This is a genomic window from Pedobacter psychrodurus (assembly GCF_032678585.1).
Classification (GTDB): domain Bacteria; phylum Bacteroidota; class Bacteroidia; order Sphingobacteriales; family Sphingobacteriaceae; genus Pedobacter; species Pedobacter psychrodurus_A.
This window is the reverse complement of the sequence record NZ_JAVTSN010000051.1, coordinates 1-18,119: the sequence shown is the minus strand read 5'-3', so window position 1 is coordinate 18,119 and position 18,119 is coordinate 1. Positions and strand designations below refer to the sequence as shown.

Below are 18,119 nucleotides of genomic sequence, written 5' to 3'. Positions count from 1 at the left end.
CAATTGAACAATCCAACAATTTAAACCATTGGGCTCCCCCCAACCTCTCAACTTTCAAACATTACAACCTTTCAACAGCCTAAGCCATATATTTCCCTACTATCGGCATTCTTCTGCCCATGCCAAATGCTTTGGGCGATACCCTTAAAATCGGTGGGGTTTGATAACGTTTAAATTCGGCGATATTAACCATTTTCAAAATACGCTGTACCAATGCTTCATCAAAACCCTGGGCAATAATACCTTTTGAACCCTGTTTCTTTTCGATGTGCTGATATAATATTTTATCAAGAATTTCATATTCAGGTAATGAATCTGAATCTTTTTGATCGGGTCTCAATTCTGCCGATGGTGGTTTAACAATGGTATTGATTGGAATAATTTCCCTTTCTTTATTGATGTATTTTGCCAACTCAAATACCTGCATCTTATACACATCACCAATTACACCGATTGCGCCGCACATATCGCCATATAAAGTACCATAACCTACCGCACACTCACTTTTATTAGAGGTATTGAGTAGAATATAACCAAACTTATTGCTCATGGCCATATTGATAATACCCCGGATGCGGGCCTGAATGTTTTCTTCGGCAAGGTTAAAAGGCAAACCTTTAAATGCTGGAGCCAATATATGATCAAAAGCTTCGGCAACTTCTTTAATCGGAACAATTTCGTGCATACAGCCTATATTGTTCACCAGATCCAAAGCATCCTGAACCGAATGGTCGGAAGAAAATTTTGAGGGCATTAATACCGCCATTACATTTTCGGCTCCTAAAGCGCGGCAAGCCAAGGCACAAACTACTGCGGAATCAATCCCGCCAGATAAGCCCAAAACTGCTTTGCTGAAACCTGATTTTCCGAAATAATCTTTAATGCCTAAAATCAGCGCGTCGTGGATCTGCTCAATATCAGTCATTCTTTCCGATTGAGGATATTTATTCCGTACATTTTCAACCTCTTCCAGATCGAAAACCTGAAGATCTTCTTGAAAATATTTCATTTCGGCTTTCATTGCACCATCTGCGTCGAAAACCAGCGAACCTCCATCAAAAATAATTTCTGTTTGTGCACCAACCTGGTTCACATAAAATACCGGCAGGTGATATTTTTTTGCATTATCAGCCAGTACCTTTATACGTTCATCATCATGCGTGTAAGAGAAGGGCGATGCCGCAATATTGATCATCACATCGGGCTGCTCTTTAATCAGTTCATCCATCGGATTAGAAACATACAATGGATTATCGTTAATATTCCAAAGATCCTCACAAATGGTCAAAGCAATTTTTTTACCCTTAAAATCAATACAGCCAAACTGTGTGGCAGGCTCGAAATAACGGTATTCATCAAATACATCGTAAGTAGGTAAAAGTGCCTTTTTAACAGTAGCCTTCACTTTTCCACCTTCAATAAAATAGGCTGCATTAAATAAATCCTTTCCCTGTAATACCTCGTTTTTAATCGGTAAACCAACAATGCAGGCAATATCGGTACAATGCTTGGCTATTTCCTGAACAGCATTTTCGCAGAGTACAATAAACTCATCAAACTCTAAAAAGTCCCTTGGCGGATAGCCACAAATCGCCAGCTCGGCAAAAACAACCAAATCAGCGCCTTTATCTTTCGCCAATTGAATATTTTTGGTTATTTTCTTAGTGTTGGCCTCAAAGTTTCCAATGTGATAATTGAGTTGTGCTAGCGCTATTTTCATTTTTGTAGTATCAAGGGGTATGTAGTATCAAGTATTGAGTAGCAAGTATCGAGTATTGGGTATCAAGTATTGGGTATCGAGTATCAAGTAAAGGATATCAAGTAGCAAGACAGATTCCTTCTTAAAAGAATACGCCAAAATTAAGTGCCAGGTAGTGGTTTTTAACGTTTCTGCCTTTATCCGATACAATATTAGTGAAACCATTGTTAAAAGTTAAACCAGCAACAATACTGGTATTACCCGAAACATCAAATTCGCCACCGCCACCAATAATTAATCCCGCACGATAAAACTTAGTGTAATCATAGATATTCGTATCCTCTATTTTTGTACCACTTGCTACAGCATCTTGCTTTGCATTCAAAAGAAACGAATTGGACAGACCAAACTGACCATACCAGCGTTTACCATCCGCCTTTATCGTTTTTAGTTTAACCGTTAGAGGAAGGTCTAAATACTGAAGTTTATACTTTAAGTCGTAAGCTACCGGAACGCCTGAATTAGTGCCATTAGGTACCATCGGAATAATATTAGAAGGATTTACTTCAGTACTTTTACCATTAATAGTAGTGATGGTTAATGCGGTAGCAAAACTATAATTAGGGGCGAAGTTAAAATCGCCGATCAGTCCATAAGAGAAACCCAAAGCAACACCATCGGTTTTCCCCTGCTCCGGTTTAATCCACCCAAAGGTTGGTGTAGCGGTTAAGCCCAACCTAAAACCATAACTGGTTAAGGGAGAATTTTGCGCCCATGCGCCAAAACTTAAAAGAGACAAAATTAAAATGGTCGATATTCTTTTCATGCTATAGCTGATTATATATATTTGTTCTACATGATGTATAACGTAAAACACTGGCAAATTTATCTAATTTTTCTTTTTGCCATCATATTTATTTCCTGCAGGCAGAGCAATAGGCCCGATGTTAGTCATATACAGGTAAATATCAAAATCGAAAGATTTGACAATGCGCTATTCTCCGGTAAAAATAAGAATATTACGGAAGTGGATAAACAGCTTAGCTCGCAGTATGGCACATTTTACGATGACTTTATCCACCGGATCCTCGATAGCAAATATTCAAATACCGAATCGTTGGCCAATTTATACCGCGATCAGGCTTATACCGATTTAACCAAAGAAGTGGATAGTGTTTTCCCGAACCTAAAAACTCAGGAAGAGGGATTGAACGAAACCTTCAAATACATTAAATATTACTATCCAAAAGCTAAGATTCCGAAGTTTATTTCCTTTGCTTCAGGTTTTGCTTACCAGATGCCGGTTGGCGATAATTACCTGGGTATTGGTTTGGATATGTTCCTTGGTAAAGAGAGCAAATTTTACAGGGCCATTGTACAAAGTGTTCCCCTATATCTTTCGAGAAGATTTGCCCCCGAATACATCGTACCGCGTGTAGCGGAAACTTATGCACATGAAGAGCTTTTTGCCGAACCTGATGAAAATAGGACGCTCCTGTCTAAAATGATTTTCCAGGGAAAGGTTTTATATTTTCTAGATCAGGTTTTGTCCGAAAATATGGCCGATTCTACCAAAATAGGATACACGCAGCAACAATTAGATTGGGCACAAAATTTTGAAGGTGATATCTGGGCATATTTTTTGGAGAACAACTATTTATATGAAACCGATTACCAAAAGATCCAGGTATTTTTATCAGAAGGTCCCTTTACCCCTGGTTTAGGCGAGAATAGAGATTCGGCACCAAAATTGGGTGTATGGATGGGTTGGCAAATTGTAAGGAAATATATGAAAACACACCCTGATATTACTTTACAGCAATTAATGGACGATAACGATGCACAGAAAATTTTGAATCAATCAAAGTATAAACCGAAACAACAAAAGTAGTCTATCAGTCTTGAGTCCACCGTCCTAAGTCGGGAAGCACTAATTTAAAAAATCATCCCAAATTAAAATCTATGAAAGTTGGCATTGTATTATCAGGCGGAGGCATTAGGGGAATAGCGCATTTAGGCGTTTTAAAGGCCTTTAGCAATTTAGGCATTACCTTTAGTCACATTAGTGGAACCAGTGCGGGAGCGATAGCCGGAGCCTTTTTTGCTGCAGGCATAGATCCTGAAGAAGGATTAAGTATATTTCTTAAAACCAAACTATGGCGTTTTGTTAGGCCAGCTGTAGGTTCATTGGGTTTGATTAACATTGAAAATACTTCTTTAATTTTAAAAGAATATTTTCCTGATGATACGATTGAGAAACTAAAAATACCCTTAACCATTGCTGCAGTAAATTTTAGTGAAGGCCGATTGGTTTATTTTACCAAAGGTCCCTTAATTAGAGCGATCCATGCTTCGAGCTGTATACCTGGTATTTTTAAACCCATTATGATTGATGGACAGATGTATGTAGATGGTGGCATTTTAAACAATTTCCCTGTAGAACCTTTAATGGCAGATTGCGATTTCATTATCGGCTCTTCCTGTAACCATCTTAAACCTGTTGATAAAATTACCGGTATTACCAATTTAATGGGACGAGCAGGCGTAATGTCGATCAACCATGATATGGAAAGAAAAGCAAAATTTTGCAATGTATTAATTGAACCAAAAGGTTTGGGGGCAATTAGCACCTTCGATATGAAACGTGCGGAAGATATTTATTGGCTGGCACACGAGGAAGCCCTCATTACCATCAAAAACAGTCCAACAATCTCCGAATTGATCACAAAATAAATTATTATGATCACAAAATATTCAACTTCAAAAAAGTAGAATTTTAACTACAAAAATAAGATCAATCATTACAAATCAATACATATAAAAAATACGAAATCGAGATAAAAAGATTACATCTTTCTTGGTGTTCATGTAATATTATTTTACATTAGGATTATACTTTGCAAAATGCAGGGGAATAAACCTAAACGTCTGTCCATGTTTTTCAATCTCATCATTCTTTTTCAAAGAAGGAGAATTCATGTTTTTACGATCTTCTAACTTGATTTCCCGTCAAAATACAGATCAATAATGTTTACCTAAAAGCCTAAAAAACATGAAATTCTTAAAATTAAATAAACCCTTGATTGCCGCTCTCGCATTAACAGTATTATTTTCTTGCAAGAAAGAAAGGCCAACAGAAAGCTCAGATGTATAACAATCAGAATTAACTGCTGCTAACCGGCTTAGCAGTATCAGGATCTGCACGGAAAAAACTTTAGATGGCACCACACCACGGGGCGCCCTCCTAACAGAAACAAAATGGGCACCAGGAAGCACAATTAAGGTAAGTTTAAATGGCAGTACTCTGGCCATTAGAAATAAAGTGATTCAATATGCCAAAGAGTGGGAAAAATATGCCAATATCAAATTCAAATTTGTAACCAATGACCGAACCGCTTCTATTAGGGTAAGTTTTATTGAAGATGGAAAATCCTGGTCGTACCTGGGAACAGATGTGAAGTATATACCAAGGGATAGTGCAACAATGCAATATGGTTGGTTCACATCAGAAACAGACGACTCAGAATTTAGCCGCACGGTTTTACACGAATTTGGCCATGCTTTGGGACTGATCCACGAGCACCAACACCCTTTGAATAAAATTCCTTGGGATAAACCCGCTGTTTACGCTTATTATGCAGGCTATTGGACTCAAGCAGAAGTAGATAGTTACCTATTTGCAAAAGAAAACATCTCGCAAACCAATTACAGTGCTTATGACCCAAGTTCGATTATGCATTATTCTGTTCCAGAAGAATTAACAATTGGAGACTACGAGGTAGGATGGAATACCGTATTATCACCAACCGATAAGTCATTTATCCGCACAGTTTATCCATTTAAAAAATAAACTAATACACCTGGTGGTATCATTTACCACTAGGTGTACTTTGCATTCTAACCTATTTAATCCTTTTTCTCTCTATTATATAGCCCGTTATCTTCCGAATCAATTTTAAAATTTCATTCTTAACTGATATTATTTCAAAATGTAATATTTAAACTACATAATTTTTTCAATTTATTACAAACAATTAAGTGTAAAATATACACTTATGCAATAAAAATATTACATTTTTCTTGGTGTTGATATAATATTATTTTACTTTAGGATTATACTTTGCAAATGCAGAGGTAATTATCCTAAATACTAACTTATGTTTTTCAACCTTATTGTTCTTTTTCAAAGAAGAAGAATTCCTGTTTTTACGATTTTCTAACTTGAGTCTCCCAGACCAAAAACAGATCATCAATTTTTACCTAAAAAAACCTAAACCATGAAATTTTTAAAATTAAATAAGACCTTACTTATAGCCCTTGCGCTTACCACTGTATTATATTCTTGTAAAAAAGAAAAATCTACTGAAACGGCAGATTTGCAAAAACCTGAAATATCGGGTGTTAATCCGCTTGGCAATATCCAGATTTGTACCGAAAGATCTTTAGACGGCATTACCCCAAGAGGCGCTGTGCTCAAATCGACAAAATGGGCGCCGGGAACCACGATTAAAGTAAGCCTAAACGGAAGCACCGCAGCTATCCGCGCTAAAGTAATACAGTTTGCCAAACAATGGGAAACGTATGCCAATATCAAATTCAACTTTGTAACAAACGATAATACCGCTAAGATCAGAGTGAGTTTCGTAAGCGGCGACGGATCCTGGTCGTATATTGGTAAATCGACTCCTAGCACCGGTGCAACCATGAATTACGGTTGGTTAACCGCAACTACAGCAGATTCGGAATATAGCCGCGTAGTAATTCACGAATTCGGTCATGCCCTAGGATTGATCCACGAGCACCAACATCCATTGGTAGCTATTCCCTGGGATAAACCAGCTGTGTATGCTTATTACGCTGCTGCACCGAATTATTGGAGCCAGGCAGATGTAGATAATAACTTATTTGCCAAATACAGCACTACCCAAACCAATTATAGTGCATATGATAAAAATTCGATCATGCATTATTCAGTTCCAAACGAATTAACCATCGGTGATTTTGAAGTGGGATGGAATACTGTATTGTCGCCTACCGATAAATCATTTATCGCTACAGTTTATCCATTTTAGAAAATAAATAAATACACATGGTGGTATAGTTCACCACTATGTGTATTTTGCTTCTATAAACCGAAAAACAAATATGTCTATCGCTTTGCGGATTTCTTTTATCAAACCACTTTTGGCCTGTTTGACGCTAATTCTCTGCTATCAAGCTGTGTCGGCACAGGACGTTTCACAAAAATGGGAAATAAAGCCTTATGTTGGCCTTCAGCAATCGAGGTTCGACTGGTCTATTGCAGGTAACACTGCCGGTACCAGTCCGAATATATTATCAGAGCTGATCTGGAAAAAGCTTAAGGGACCCAGTTTTGGTTTAAATATCAAATACAACATTACCAGTCGGCTTAGTGTAAAAGCAAGTAACCAATATAGCAGTATTACCAAGGGTGATGCAGAAGACACCGACTATGCAGATGATGACCGGCAAAGTGCCTTTTATTTTGACCTGCTCAATGCAAACAAGGGTTATACGTATAACGGCAACCTGCGGCTCAACTACAAACTTTTAAAGCTGGGTCAGTTCAATATTAATCCGACTATTGGCCTTTCCTACAACCAGCAAAAATTTCATCTTTTAGAAAGTGCAAATAACCCTGCTAGTAATGGTCTAAACTCTACTTATCAGGTAAAGTATAAAGGTTTTGATTTTGGGACTGAATTTGTTTTTAAAACACAGCATTTTAGTTTGGGAGCCGAAATATTGGCTGGATTTTATACCTACTCCTCAAAAGCCAATTGGAATTTAATCCCTGACTTTGCAAAACCGGTGAGTTTTACACATAAGGCGAATTCTTTTGCATTAAGTAGCGACCTCAATCTTTCAGTACCGCTGAACAAGAGTTTACGCGTAGAGTTAGATTACCTGATCAATAATATTAAAACTTATTCTGGTGTAGATAAGGCTTATTATAACAACCGTAATACGGAAGAAACTCAATTTAATGGTGCAAATTTTAGAAAAAATGCAGTTTTATTGGGCTTAAATATTAGCTTTTAATTTTTTAAGGCTATGGCACATCGTCCTCGTTTTCAACGAGGATGGAGGAGAAAGACGATTTTATCGTCGATAAGAGAGAGGCTAACGATTATTTTAGCCACATTACAAATGTGGTTCTCAATAATCCTCGTTAAAAACGAGGACTATACTACTTTTTATTCTTTATCTTTTTAAAGCAACCAAACGTTCTCCTTCTAAAACAGGAATTGCTTTACAAAGATTTAACTGCAGGCAAAATACCACATCTTCTTCAATATTCAATTGGGCCAAACGGTGACTATGTGAAGATTTATGAAGATATTTCCGCAAATCTACTTTAGCTAATGAATACAAATCTTCTGCGGCCACACTAGAATCGTCGAAATGTTCGAAATTTTGACGGAGATTATTGACTACTGCTCCAGCGAATAAAGTATCTTCCAAATTGAACTGATCCTTCCAACCGGCACACAATAGGAGCACATTTTTATCCTGGCTTTTGAGGTAATCGCAAAGCGTTTCTAAATTCAGGAATGAACCAATTACCACTTGGTAAGCTCTTTTCTGTGCCAGATATAGCGCTTTGGTTCCATTCGTAGTGGTTAAAACAACAGTTTTTCCACCTACTTTTTCTTTCGTATAAGAGAAAGGCGAATTTCCGAAATCATATCCTTCTACTACCTCTCCATTTCTTTCTGCCGCCAATAAAAATCCGCTGTCGCGATAGGTTAAACAATCTTCTACATTTGCTACAGGTATTATTGCTTCTGCACCATTATCTATCCCATAAGTAATAGACGAGGTGGCTCTTAAAATATCGATAACCACCACAATACTTTCCTCGATATCGTATAAATCGATCAAGGCTGGCGTTAAACAAACTTCTATTTTTTTTGACATTTGAGGGGTATTAAAGTAGCAAGTATGAAGTAGCGAGTATGAAGTAGCGAGTATCAATTAGCAAGTATTGAGTATCAAGTAGCACGACAAATTTATCTTGATACTTGATATTCAATACCTGATACTCTTCAACTATTTATAAAAAGGAAACTTAACCACTTTAGCCTTGATTGGTGTATTGCGGATTAAAATAAAAACTTCAGTTCCTTCTTTCGTGAAATCTTTAGCGATATAGCCCATACCAATAGCTTTTTGTAACGAAGGTGCCTGGGTACCGGATGTTACCTTACCTATGATATTTCCTTCAGCATCAGCAATTTCGTAATCATGACGGGGAATCCCACGATCGATCATTTCGAAACCCACCAATTTCTTTTGAATACCAGCTTCTTTTTGCGCCAATAATGCTTCCGAATTGGTAAAAGTTTTAGAAAACTTCGTAATCCAGCCTAAACCTGCCTCAATTGGCGAAGTAGTATCATCAATATCATTTCCGTATAAACAAAAACCCATTTCTAAACGTAAAGTATCGCGGGCACCTAAACCGATTGGCTGGATGTTATATGGTGCACCAGCTTTAAAAATGGCATCCCAAATTTGATCCGCATATTGGTTTTCGAAATAAATCTCAAACCCACCTGCACCAGTGTAACCTGTTGCAGAAATTACCACGTTATCAATACCTGCAAAAGTACCTTTAACGAAAGTATAATATTCCATTGAGGCCAAATCAACATCGGTCAAACTTTGTAAAGCATCAGCCGCTTTTGGACCCTGAATAGCCAAAAGTGAAGTCTGGTCGGAGATATTATGCATTTCTACCGCTTTCGAATTAAACTGTTGGATCCAGTTCCAATCTTTCTCGATATTGGAAGCATTTACCACCAACATATAGGTTTTATCATCAATTTTGTAAACCAAAAGATCATCTACAATACCGCCGTCTTTGTTCGGCAAACATGAGTACTGAACTTTTCCATCGTATAATTTAGATGCATCGTTACTGGTTACACGTTGAATCAGATCTAAAGCATTTTCACCTTTCAGGATAAACTCACCCATGTGGCTTACATCAAAAACACCCACACCATTACGAACAGTTGCATGTTCGGCGTTTATACCTTCGTAAGTAACAGGCATATTGTAACCTGCAAATGGAACCATTTTAGCGCCTAAAGCGATATGTTTTTCTGTTAATGCGGTATTTTTCATCCGTAAGTTTTATTTTTTTATGATAATGAAGCTATTTGATCTTTTATTCAACTGATTAAGCTGGAAATTAGGAGGTTTCTCCCTTAATCTTCCTGGGGTGCAAAACTACTAAGAAAAAGACAAAATTTTGAGGTTATTTTAAGGGAGTTTTAAGTAGATTTTTATTAGATCCGTAATGCTGAACTTCTTTCAGTATCTAGATAAGACCTTACAGAGTTGACAACTTCAACTCTTTGTGCCTATTAAAGTTTTCAACTCATAAATATTTTACGCATTCACCAGTTCCTCATAAATCTTCAACATCCTGCCGGAGATCAGATGAACACCATGGTCGTTTTCTACTGTTTTACGTGCATTCTCTCCTATTTCCATCCAGCGTTTAGGGTTGATGATACACTGCAAAATAGAACGGTAAAATTCGTCTGCCGAATCGGCTATTAGAATATCATGACCATGTCTGCAATTAATCCCTTCAGCCGCAGTAGTGGTGGCGATGATGCATTTTTTCATGGCCATGCCCTCAATAATCTTTACCCGCATTCCGGTTCCCGAAATTAAAGGGACAATCATAATCGCCTTCGAATTCATAAATTCTACAGCGTCAAACACCTCCCCTTCTACAATGAGGTTTTCCGAATCGTATTCGAAGAAATGTTTCTGCATATTTTTCCCCGCAATATAAAAACGGAGATCTTTATTTAACTTCTCGATATCAGGCCAAATATCATCCAGAAACCATTCTAACCCTTCCTGGTTTGGCCGCCAATCCATCGCGCCCAAATGAAAAAGTGTAGGAAAACTGGTTTTGGTTTTATCTACTTTATATTTTTCCAGATCAATGGCAACTGGAAATACCGACATCGGGATTTCGCAGCCAAACATTAATATACTTTGCCGATCGGGCTCGCTAATGGCGAAAATATGGTGAAAACGGTTAATCTGATCGGTTTCGTAAGCTTTAAGCCGCTGTGCCAAAAAAGCAAGGTATTTACGCCTGATCAGAAATTTTTCTGAATGTGAAAGGCGTTCCCATAGCGTAAATTCGATATTATGCGCCCTGTAAATTAGTTTGGCATTGCTATTTGCTTTAACTACATCTAAATAGGGCACAACAAAAAGGCCTTCGAACTGAATAATATCGAAAGCATTTTCGCGCAGGAGATTTTCCAACTGCCGGGCGGCATCTTCACTGTAATACCTGGAAACATTGTAAGATTCGTTGGTGAAAATATTAAAAAATGCCGACCACACGTTTACATCGGTATCTAAATCGTAGGTATGGTATTTAATCTGTTCAAAAATGGGATCGTAAATATCTTCGATATCAATTCTTCCTTTTGTGGGGTTTAAACTAAACAAAGTAATCTCCGCACCAAGTTGCAGCAAACCTTTTATGGTATTATAAACCACAATGGGATAACCACTATTTGGCGGAAAGGGAACCCGCTTAGTAATCAACAGAATTTTCACGATGTGGTGAAAATACGAAATTTTAGGCGTTTTTTGAAAACAGTTCTAACTGAGGGTCGCTAACATTGAAAGTTTTGCGGTGAAAAGGCGATAATCCGATTTCGATCACAGCCTTGCGGTGTGCAATTGTTGGATATCCTTTATTCTGCTGCCAATTGTAATGTGGATAATCAATGTGCAGATTGGTCATAAATTCATCGCGGTGCGTTTTTGCCAATATAGATGCCGCAGCGATATTTAAATATTTGCCATCACCCTTTATAATACAGCTATGTGGAATCTGCGGATAGGTTTTGAAACGGTTGCCGTCGATTACGAGATATTGCGGCTGTGTATGTAATTTTTCAATCGCCCTGTGCATGGCCAGAAACGAGGCATTTAAAATATTAATGCGGTCTATTTCTTCATGATCGCAGGATGCTACCGCCCAGGCTAGAGCTTCCTGTTCTATAATCGGCCTTAACAAGGCTCTTTGATCGTGCGATAGTTGTTTCGAATCATTTAAGCCTTCCAACACAAAACCTTTTGGTAAAATCACGGCAGCTGCAAAAACAGGACCTGCAAGGCAACCTCTTCCAGCTTCATCACATCCCGCCTCTAATAATTCTTCCTGATAGCAGTTTAACAACATGTTGCAAATTTACTGAAATAGAGATACTAAGGAAATTATTTTGTTCAACATCTTTTAAACATTAATTTTAAGGATAAACAATGCCAATGTACACTACTAAACTCACTTTCCTTTTTTCTTTGATTTGCCTTGTAGGTTTTGCACAAAAGAAAAAATATGAGATAATAGAACCACCTTCGAAAGAAATTGGTGATGTTTTAGAAAAACGAATGGTTTGTATTTACAGAAACATTTATGCACCTGAAGCGCGATTAAGATTTTTTCCTTTTAATGAATTCAAAAAGATCGTATTGATCTCCTTCGAACTGCCAGAAGCAAGTCCTAACATTGTCATTTATGATACAGATAAGCCATTAGTTAACGCTCCAGACAAGAACGAAGTTGACCTGCCATTACTAATAAAAAAACTAAAACTAGATCAAACGAGAATTAAAGAAAAGAAGATTTTATCAACCTTCGAGATTGATAAGCTAACCGACATTTTATATAATTTTGGCTATAAGTCTACCAAGAGCTATAAAGGATTACGTATAGCAGATGAGGGATACAGTTGTTATAATCCCAGAAATGCAATTGTATTTTTAGATGAGAATGGATTGATTGCAGAATATATTGAGATTTGTTTTGAATGCCGTCGAAGAGAAGAAAGTTCAGAAAAAATAAAATCCGGAGAGTTTTGCACCGAGAAGTATGATCTGATCAGAAAATATTTTTATGCTGCGGGGATTAAATACGGGACAAACAAAAGTAAAAACTAATCGTAAATCATGAGATACAACGAAACCTTAGCCCTGCGTGTTGCCGAACGTTTAATGCACCTATCCGATGTAGCGGAAAAAGAAATGTTCAGTGGCCTCGTTTTTATGGTGAATGGCAAAATGTGCATTGGTGTTTCCAAGAATGGCATGATGGTGAGACTCGACCCCAATACCTTAGAAAGTTTATCTCATAAAGATGGCTGGGAGCAGATGGTGATGGGTGGTAGACCAATGAAAGGTTATATTTCTGTTTCAGAAGATGTTTTAGGTCGCAATGATGAACTCGATTTCTGGTTAATCTTGCTTTGGCCTTCAATCCATTGGCGAAAGCATCAAAGAAGAAATAATCAATTATGTGCGCTAAGGCCCCACTGAATGCTTAAACACTAGCAAGAGCCATATTTTTTGATTAATTTTATCTTTCTAATCAAATTTTATGAATAAAGGGGCTGCTATAGCGGTATTTCTGCTATCTATTTCATTCACTGTTCTGGCTCAGGTTAAAAGAGCTGCTACATCAACAGAAACCAAAGAAGTAAATACATCACAATTAAAAACGCAGGCTCCTGAGGGGCATTACTGCGATTATTGCAAACTAAATTATCCGGAATCGCATTTCCCCTGCATCATGAAATCCATCAAAGGCAAACTGGATGTAACTACCGGCGAGGTCAGTTTTGTTGCCGGGCAACCCATAGGCGGTATTGTGGTTAAGGGAGGTAAAAATCCTGGAGGAAGCGCCATCAATCTGGTTACCAATCAAAATGGGGAAATAGAATTTAATAACGAGAGTACCGGAAATTACAAATTGATCATCACTGTTCCTTCAACTAACCCAAACTCAAGGGTAGCGGGTTCGCCAATTGGAGGGATAGTTGTGAAAGGCGGCAAAAATCCAGGTGGCAGTTTGATCACGGTAATCTCTAACGAAAATGGCGAAATAGAACTTAATAATCTTGCTGCCGGAACTTATAAATTTACCGCGCTTGGCGCTACTTCAGCAGAGAAAAGTAATCCTTTGTATAAATCGAGTTATTCGGACAAAGTAAATCCTTTACATCAGAACTAAAATTCGTTAAATTTACGTTACCTTCCATTTTTGGCACTATTATGGAATCTTTCAAGTCTGTGCATCTTTAAATTGTTACACATTTAAAACACACATTATGAAACGTTTAAATTTAATATTGAGCTTTGCCTTTCTTTTGATCGGTGCTCAATCATTTGCCCAAACCAATAAGGAAACTACCGTAAAAATTGTAGCGGATAAACATTATACTTTTGTGGCCAACACTGCCTTGCCCATGTCGAATATGGACATCAATAGAATATTGACGATGATGCCTGGTGGGATGGGTGGCTCTACGATAAACCTAACCGGATCGCAATACGATGTAAGGGTTACCAAAGATAGCGTTGTGGCCTACCTCCCTTATTATGGAAGATCGTACTCTGCACCGATAGATCCTAGCCAGGGTGGAATTAAATTCACCTCAAAAGATTTTACCTACACCGAATCGAAAAATAAAAAAGGGGCTTATACCATCCAGATCAACACGAAAGATGTAAAAAGAGAAAATTATCGCTTTACCATCAACATTTCGACCAATGGTTATGCTTCATTAACGGCGAGCAGCATCAATAAACAGCCAATTATCTTTAATGGTTATTTAGACGAGCCGAAGAAACAGGATTAAATTTGTCATCCTGAGCCTGTCGAAGGACCTACTTAAATCTATGGTAAGGCGTTTCGACAAGCTCAACATGACATCATGAGGAGGAATGAACGTATCTTATTTTTTCACCAACTCAATCTGAAAAATATGTGGCCATTTTTTACCGGCCACAAATAGTCTTTTGGTGGCTTTATCATAAGCAATGCCATTTAAAACATTATTTGCTTTTTCGTCTTCGGTTTTAAAGTAGTCGGCTGGCAATAACCCAGATAAATCAATCTTGCTTTCTACCGCGCCAGTTTCCGGATTGATCACCAGAATTTCGTTCGTTGTGTAAACGTTTGCGTAAATTTTACCATCAATAATCTCCAGTTCATTCAGGTTTTGAATGGCGCCTTTATTATCGAACACATCAATTGATCCGATTTTCTGATAGGTATCTTTATTCAGGAAAAAGATGGTATTGGAACCATCAGTATTGTATACTTTTTCTCCATCGAAAGCCAAACCCCAGCCCTCTCTTCCAGTGGTATAAGCAAACTCCGACAATTTCTTAAAAGTAGCTTTATCGTAAACAAAGCCTACTTTTTCGCGGTACGTTAACTGGATAATCTTATTTCCGATTAGGGTTATCCCTTCGCCAAAATATTGTTTATCTAAATCTGCTTTCTGAAGGATTTTCCCTGTAGCTGGATCTACTTTACGCAAACTCGAGTGACCATAATCGCCAGCGCTTTCATAAAAAAAGCCATCATGATATTCTAAACCTTCTACATACGAAGCCGTATCGTGAGGCAAACTTTTGATCACTTTATAGGAATATTCAACCGGTGCCTGAGCCGCCAAAACATTAATGTTCGAGGTTAAATCTTCTGATTTTCCGCCACCAAATATTTTCGCGGTTAACAGGTGGTTGCCCAACTTTAAACCTGCAGTTTTTAGCTTGATAGCTGAGGTATCGGTTTTCGAAAGCACCTTAATGGTATCGATCAAATAAACTACAGAATCTACTTTTGGTTCGGTACCAAATTGCACTTTAACATCAAACTCGTTTCCTGAGGCCACATTAAGACCAGTCATCGGGGAAAGAAAGCTACGGTATGTTGTGGTAGAATCGTCTTTACAAGAGCTTACAAATGCCATTGCAATTCCGATAAATAAGAAATTTTTGATTGGGTTAATCTTTAGGCCAAAACGCATCTTCAATATGTTTTAAATTATAATTTTTGTTTTTTGTAAATGTAATCGCAATAATATCAAAACGGACATCATTTTGATGGTTCATTAATTCAATATAGGCATTAGCCGCCAATTCCATCTGAATTTGCTTGGCTTTGTGCACAAAATCTTCGGGATAGCTGAAGGCCACAGAACTCCGGGACTTCACTTCTACAAAGATCATGATCCCGTTTTTATACACAATTAAATCTACTTCTGCTTTACCATAGGTCCAGTTTTCATCCAAAATTTCATACCCTTCACCTTCCAGATATAACTTCGCAATGCGTTCTCCTTCTTTACCTAGATCATTGTGAAGCGCCATATCTTTTAATGAGTGATTATTGAATGAGTGGTTTTTGAGTGATTGAATGCCTATTTCAAATGTATTATAAAATGATTAACACTGAATATTTAATATACCCTATTCTATCATTCTACCCTTCTCTCATTATTTAACGATAACTGAGCCCAAAAACTTAGAAATCTCTCTTTCCACCCCTTTAATTACCCCATAACGCTGCATCAAAATCATTTGGTTATCCTCGTTTTTTTCGTCTTTTATTTCTTTCAACAGGTTCATCAATATCTTTTCGACCTTCCTTTTTTTAAGGTGAAAAATACCACCCAAAATGGTCGCTTTTAAATTCATCGATTCATCTTTAACGTAGATGAGGTGTTTATTAAGCCAGTTCTCGCTTAATGCGTACTCTGAAGTTGAAAGTGTAATCGCCAGATCGGCAATATCCCGATCCTGATGTTTAACAAAATGGTTAGCGGTTGGTAATCTTCCATTATCGATCTCTGATTTATAATAATCGATAATCCGCTTGCAAAGTGGATCGTCAAATTCGACATCGCTCAGATTCTGCATAACGAACGAGCCGATGTACATATCATCAATTTTATCCCAGTTTACAAATTCGTGCCCAAAAGCCAGTAATAAACGTACAATTTCCTTTTCCTGATGTTCGTTTTCTTCTACAGGAGCCTCATGCCCCATCGGGCCTGCGCTATCGTCCCATAAATCGTCGGGTGGACCCAGCGGCTCAGGTGCCCCAGAAGAATATGGCTTTGGACTTGAAGAAGGGTTAGCCCGTTGATTGCTGTCGAAGTTTTTCTTAAGCTTGGCCGAACGCATTTTATTGAGTTCGCCCAATAAGATATGTTCGTCGATTTCGAGCAGGCTGCTACACTCCCGGATAAAAACTGAAGCTTTGATCTGATCCGGGATTTTAGCAATACTTTCTACAATGTCGCGGATTATTCCTGCACGTTTGATGGGATCGTTACCCGCATCTTTAAGGAGCACATTCGCCTTGTATAAAATAAAATCTTTTCTATTCTGTTCGAGATAGGTTTTAAATGCTCCGGCACCCACGTGGTGCATATAAGAATCAGGGTCATGCCCATCGGGAAAGGAAACGATTTTAACGTTCAGCCCTTCTTCCAAAATCATGTCCAAACCCCGGAGCGAGGCCTTGATCCCCGCCGCATCACCATCAAATAAAATGGTAATGTTCTGCGTAAAACGACCGATCAGTTTAATCTGCTCTACCGTTAAGGAAGTACCCGAAGAGGCCACCACGTTTTCTATTCCAGCCTGATGAACAGAAAGCACATCGGCATAACCTTCGGCCAGGTAACAGTTATCTAAATCGCGGATGGCTTTTTTGGCGTGGAATAAACCATATAACACATTCGATTTATGGTAAATCTCACTTTCTGGCGAGTTTACATATTTCGGAACATTTTTATCGGTTTTTAATGTTCTACCTCCAAAACCGATAATCCTGCCTGTAAAATTATGGATCGGAAACATCACCCGGCCACGAAAGCGGTCGTAAATTTTGCCGTTATCGTTTTTGATCGATAATCCGGTGGCTTCTAAAAATTCTAATTTATGACCTGCGTTGATTGCACTTTGTGTCATCGCATCCCAAACATCGGGCGAATAACCCACTTCGAATTTCTTCAGGATGTCTTCCCTAAAGCCACGTTCTTTAAAATAACTCAAGCCAATGCCCTTGCCTTCGTCTGTTTCCCAAAGCTGTTTTACAAAAAATGCAGCAGCATATTGCGAAACGACATAAAGACTTTCCTTGGCACTTTGTGCTTCGGCATCCTGAGGACTTAATTCGGCTTCCTCAACTTCTATATTGTATTTATTGGCTAAAAACTTAAGCGCTTCCGGATATGAATATTTTTCATGATCCATAATAAAGCGCACCGAATCGCCTCCTTTACCACAACCAAAACATTTGTAAATGCCTTTGGTTACAGACACGTGAAAGGAAGGTGTTTTTTCGCCATGAAAAGGGCAATTACCAATTAAACTGGTTCCGCGTTTTTTTAAGTGCACAAAATCCCCAACTACCTCCTCTATACGGGCGGTATCCATTATCTTATCTATCGTTTCGCGGTTTATCATATATTGTTATTGTTCGTCATTGCGAGGAGGCACGACGAAGCAATCTTTTATGCTGTTTTTATTTTCAATTTGTCATCACCAC

Annotated in this window: 18 protein-coding genes; 9 read left to right on the top strand and 9 right to left on the bottom strand. The window is 38.1% G+C overall.

Annotated elements, in window-relative coordinates; translation table 11 throughout:
• Positions 1-79: 79 nt before the first annotated feature.
• Together R2S57_RS25400 and R2S57_RS25395 are read right to left on the bottom strand one after the other, a co-directional pair.
• Positions 80-1,720 carry an NAD+ synthase gene (locus R2S57_RS25400; RefSeq protein ID WP_316847727.1) on the bottom strand — a complete coding sequence of 547 codons (1,641 nt, stop codon included), beginning with the start codon at positions 1,718-1,720 and terminating at the stop codon, positions 80-82.
• A 121-nt stretch (positions 1,721-1,841) separates the two neighbouring features.
• Positions 1,842-2,525 carry a porin family protein gene (locus R2S57_RS25395; RefSeq protein ID WP_316847726.1) on the bottom strand — a complete coding sequence of 228 codons (684 nt, stop codon included), beginning with the start codon at positions 2,523-2,525 and terminating at the stop codon, positions 1,842-1,844.
• Between the two features lie 30 nt (positions 2,526-2,555).
• On the opposite strand from R2S57_RS25395, the gene gldB reads away from it, so the two are divergent.
• The 5 genes from gldB to R2S57_RS25370 all read left to right on the top strand — a co-directional run bounded on the left by gldB (position 2,556) and on the right by R2S57_RS25370 (position 7,762).
• Positions 2,556-3,590 (top strand): gliding motility lipoprotein GldB, encoded by a 1,035-nt coding sequence (gene gldB / locus R2S57_RS25390; protein ID WP_316847725.1) that lies wholly within the window; start codon positions 2,556-2,558, stop codon positions 3,588-3,590.
• A 71-nt stretch (positions 3,591-3,661) separates the two neighbouring features.
• Positions 3,662-4,432, top strand: a complete 771-nt coding sequence (locus tag R2S57_RS25385; protein WP_316847724.1) for a patatin-like phospholipase family protein — start codon at positions 3,662-3,664, stop codon at positions 4,430-4,432.
• Positions 4,433-4,889: 457 nt separating this feature from the next.
• A complete protein-coding gene (locus tag R2S57_RS25380) occupies positions 4,890-5,549 on the top strand; it encodes a M12 family metallopeptidase (protein WP_316847758.1) in 660 nt (219 codons plus the stop codon).
• Positions 5,550-5,976: 427 nt separating this feature from the next.
• On the top strand, positions 5,977-6,771 hold the full coding sequence (locus R2S57_RS25375; protein WP_316847723.1) for a M12 family metallopeptidase: 795 nt from the start codon (positions 5,977-5,979) through the stop codon (positions 6,769-6,771).
• A gap of 73 nt (positions 6,772-6,844) precedes the next feature.
• Positions 6,845-7,762 (top strand): hypothetical protein, encoded by a 918-nt coding sequence (locus R2S57_RS25370; protein ID WP_316847722.1) that lies wholly within the window; start codon positions 6,845-6,847, stop codon positions 7,760-7,762.
• A 162-nt stretch (positions 7,763-7,924) separates the two neighbouring features.
• Here R2S57_RS25370 and R2S57_RS25365 read toward each other — a convergent pair whose 3' ends face one another.
• The 4 genes from R2S57_RS25365 to R2S57_RS25350 all read right to left on the bottom strand — a co-directional run bounded on the left by R2S57_RS25365 (position 7,925) and on the right by R2S57_RS25350 (position 11,954).
• Positions 7,925-8,641, bottom strand: coding sequence for a 2-phosphosulfolactate phosphatase (locus R2S57_RS25365; RefSeq protein WP_316847721.1), 717 nt, complete (start codon positions 8,639-8,641; stop codon positions 7,925-7,927).
• A 132-nt stretch (positions 8,642-8,773) separates the two neighbouring features.
• Positions 8,774-9,853, bottom strand: a complete 1,080-nt coding sequence (gene gcvT / locus R2S57_RS25360; protein ID WP_316847720.1) for a glycine cleavage system aminomethyltransferase GcvT — start codon at positions 9,851-9,853, stop codon at positions 8,774-8,776.
• A gap of 267 nt (positions 9,854-10,120) precedes the next feature.
• Entirely contained in the window at positions 10,121-11,311 is a 1,191-nt protein-coding gene (locus R2S57_RS25355; RefSeq protein WP_316847719.1) for a glycosyltransferase family 4 protein, read from the bottom strand.
• A gap of 34 nt (positions 11,312-11,345) precedes the next feature.
• Entirely contained in the window at positions 11,346-11,954 is a 609-nt protein-coding gene (locus R2S57_RS25350) for a ribonuclease HII (RefSeq protein ID WP_316847718.1), read from the bottom strand.
• Between the two features lie 86 nt (positions 11,955-12,040).
• Here R2S57_RS25350 and R2S57_RS25345 point away from each other — a divergent pair, with 86 nt between their 5' ends.
• The 4 genes from R2S57_RS25345 to R2S57_RS25330 all read left to right on the top strand — a co-directional run bounded on the left by R2S57_RS25345 (position 12,041) and on the right by R2S57_RS25330 (position 14,409).
• Complete coding sequence (locus tag R2S57_RS25345; RefSeq protein WP_316847717.1) at positions 12,041-12,712, top strand: hypothetical protein; 672 nt, start codon at positions 12,041-12,043, stop codon at positions 12,710-12,712.
• A 9-nt stretch (positions 12,713-12,721) separates the two neighbouring features.
• Positions 12,722-13,087, top strand: a complete 366-nt coding sequence (locus R2S57_RS25340) for a TfoX/Sxy family protein (RefSeq protein WP_316847716.1) — start codon at positions 12,722-12,724, stop codon at positions 13,085-13,087.
• Between the two features lie 61 nt (positions 13,088-13,148).
• Positions 13,149-13,781 carry a carboxypeptidase-like regulatory domain-containing protein gene (locus tag R2S57_RS25335; protein WP_316847715.1) on the top strand — a complete coding sequence of 211 codons (633 nt, stop codon included), beginning with the start codon at positions 13,149-13,151 and terminating at the stop codon, positions 13,779-13,781.
• Positions 13,782-13,878: 97 nt separating this feature from the next.
• Complete coding sequence (locus R2S57_RS25330; protein WP_316847714.1) at positions 13,879-14,409, top strand: DUF4251 domain-containing protein; 531 nt, start codon at positions 13,879-13,881, stop codon at positions 14,407-14,409.
• A 96-nt stretch (positions 14,410-14,505) separates the two neighbouring features.
• Here the strand turns inward: R2S57_RS25330 and R2S57_RS25325 are convergent, their stop codons facing one another.
• The 3 genes from R2S57_RS25325 to dnaG all read right to left on the bottom strand — a co-directional run bounded on the left by R2S57_RS25325 (position 14,506) and on the right by dnaG (position 18,037).
• Complete coding sequence (locus R2S57_RS25325; RefSeq protein WP_316847713.1) at positions 14,506-15,588, bottom strand: glutaminyl-peptide cyclotransferase; 1,083 nt, start codon at positions 15,586-15,588, stop codon at positions 14,506-14,508.
• Positions 15,566-15,931, bottom strand: coding sequence for a YraN family protein (locus tag R2S57_RS25320; protein WP_316847712.1), 366 nt, complete (start codon positions 15,929-15,931; stop codon positions 15,566-15,568). The genes R2S57_RS25325 and R2S57_RS25320 overlap by 23 nt, the downstream gene beginning before the upstream one ends.
• Before the next feature lie 126 nt (positions 15,932-16,057).
• Positions 16,058-18,037: a DNA primase gene (dnaG, locus tag R2S57_RS25315; RefSeq protein WP_316847711.1), complete on the bottom strand. Its 1,980-nt coding sequence runs from the start codon at positions 18,035-18,037 to the stop codon at positions 16,058-16,060.
• Between the last annotated feature and the right edge of the window lie 82 nt (positions 18,038-18,119).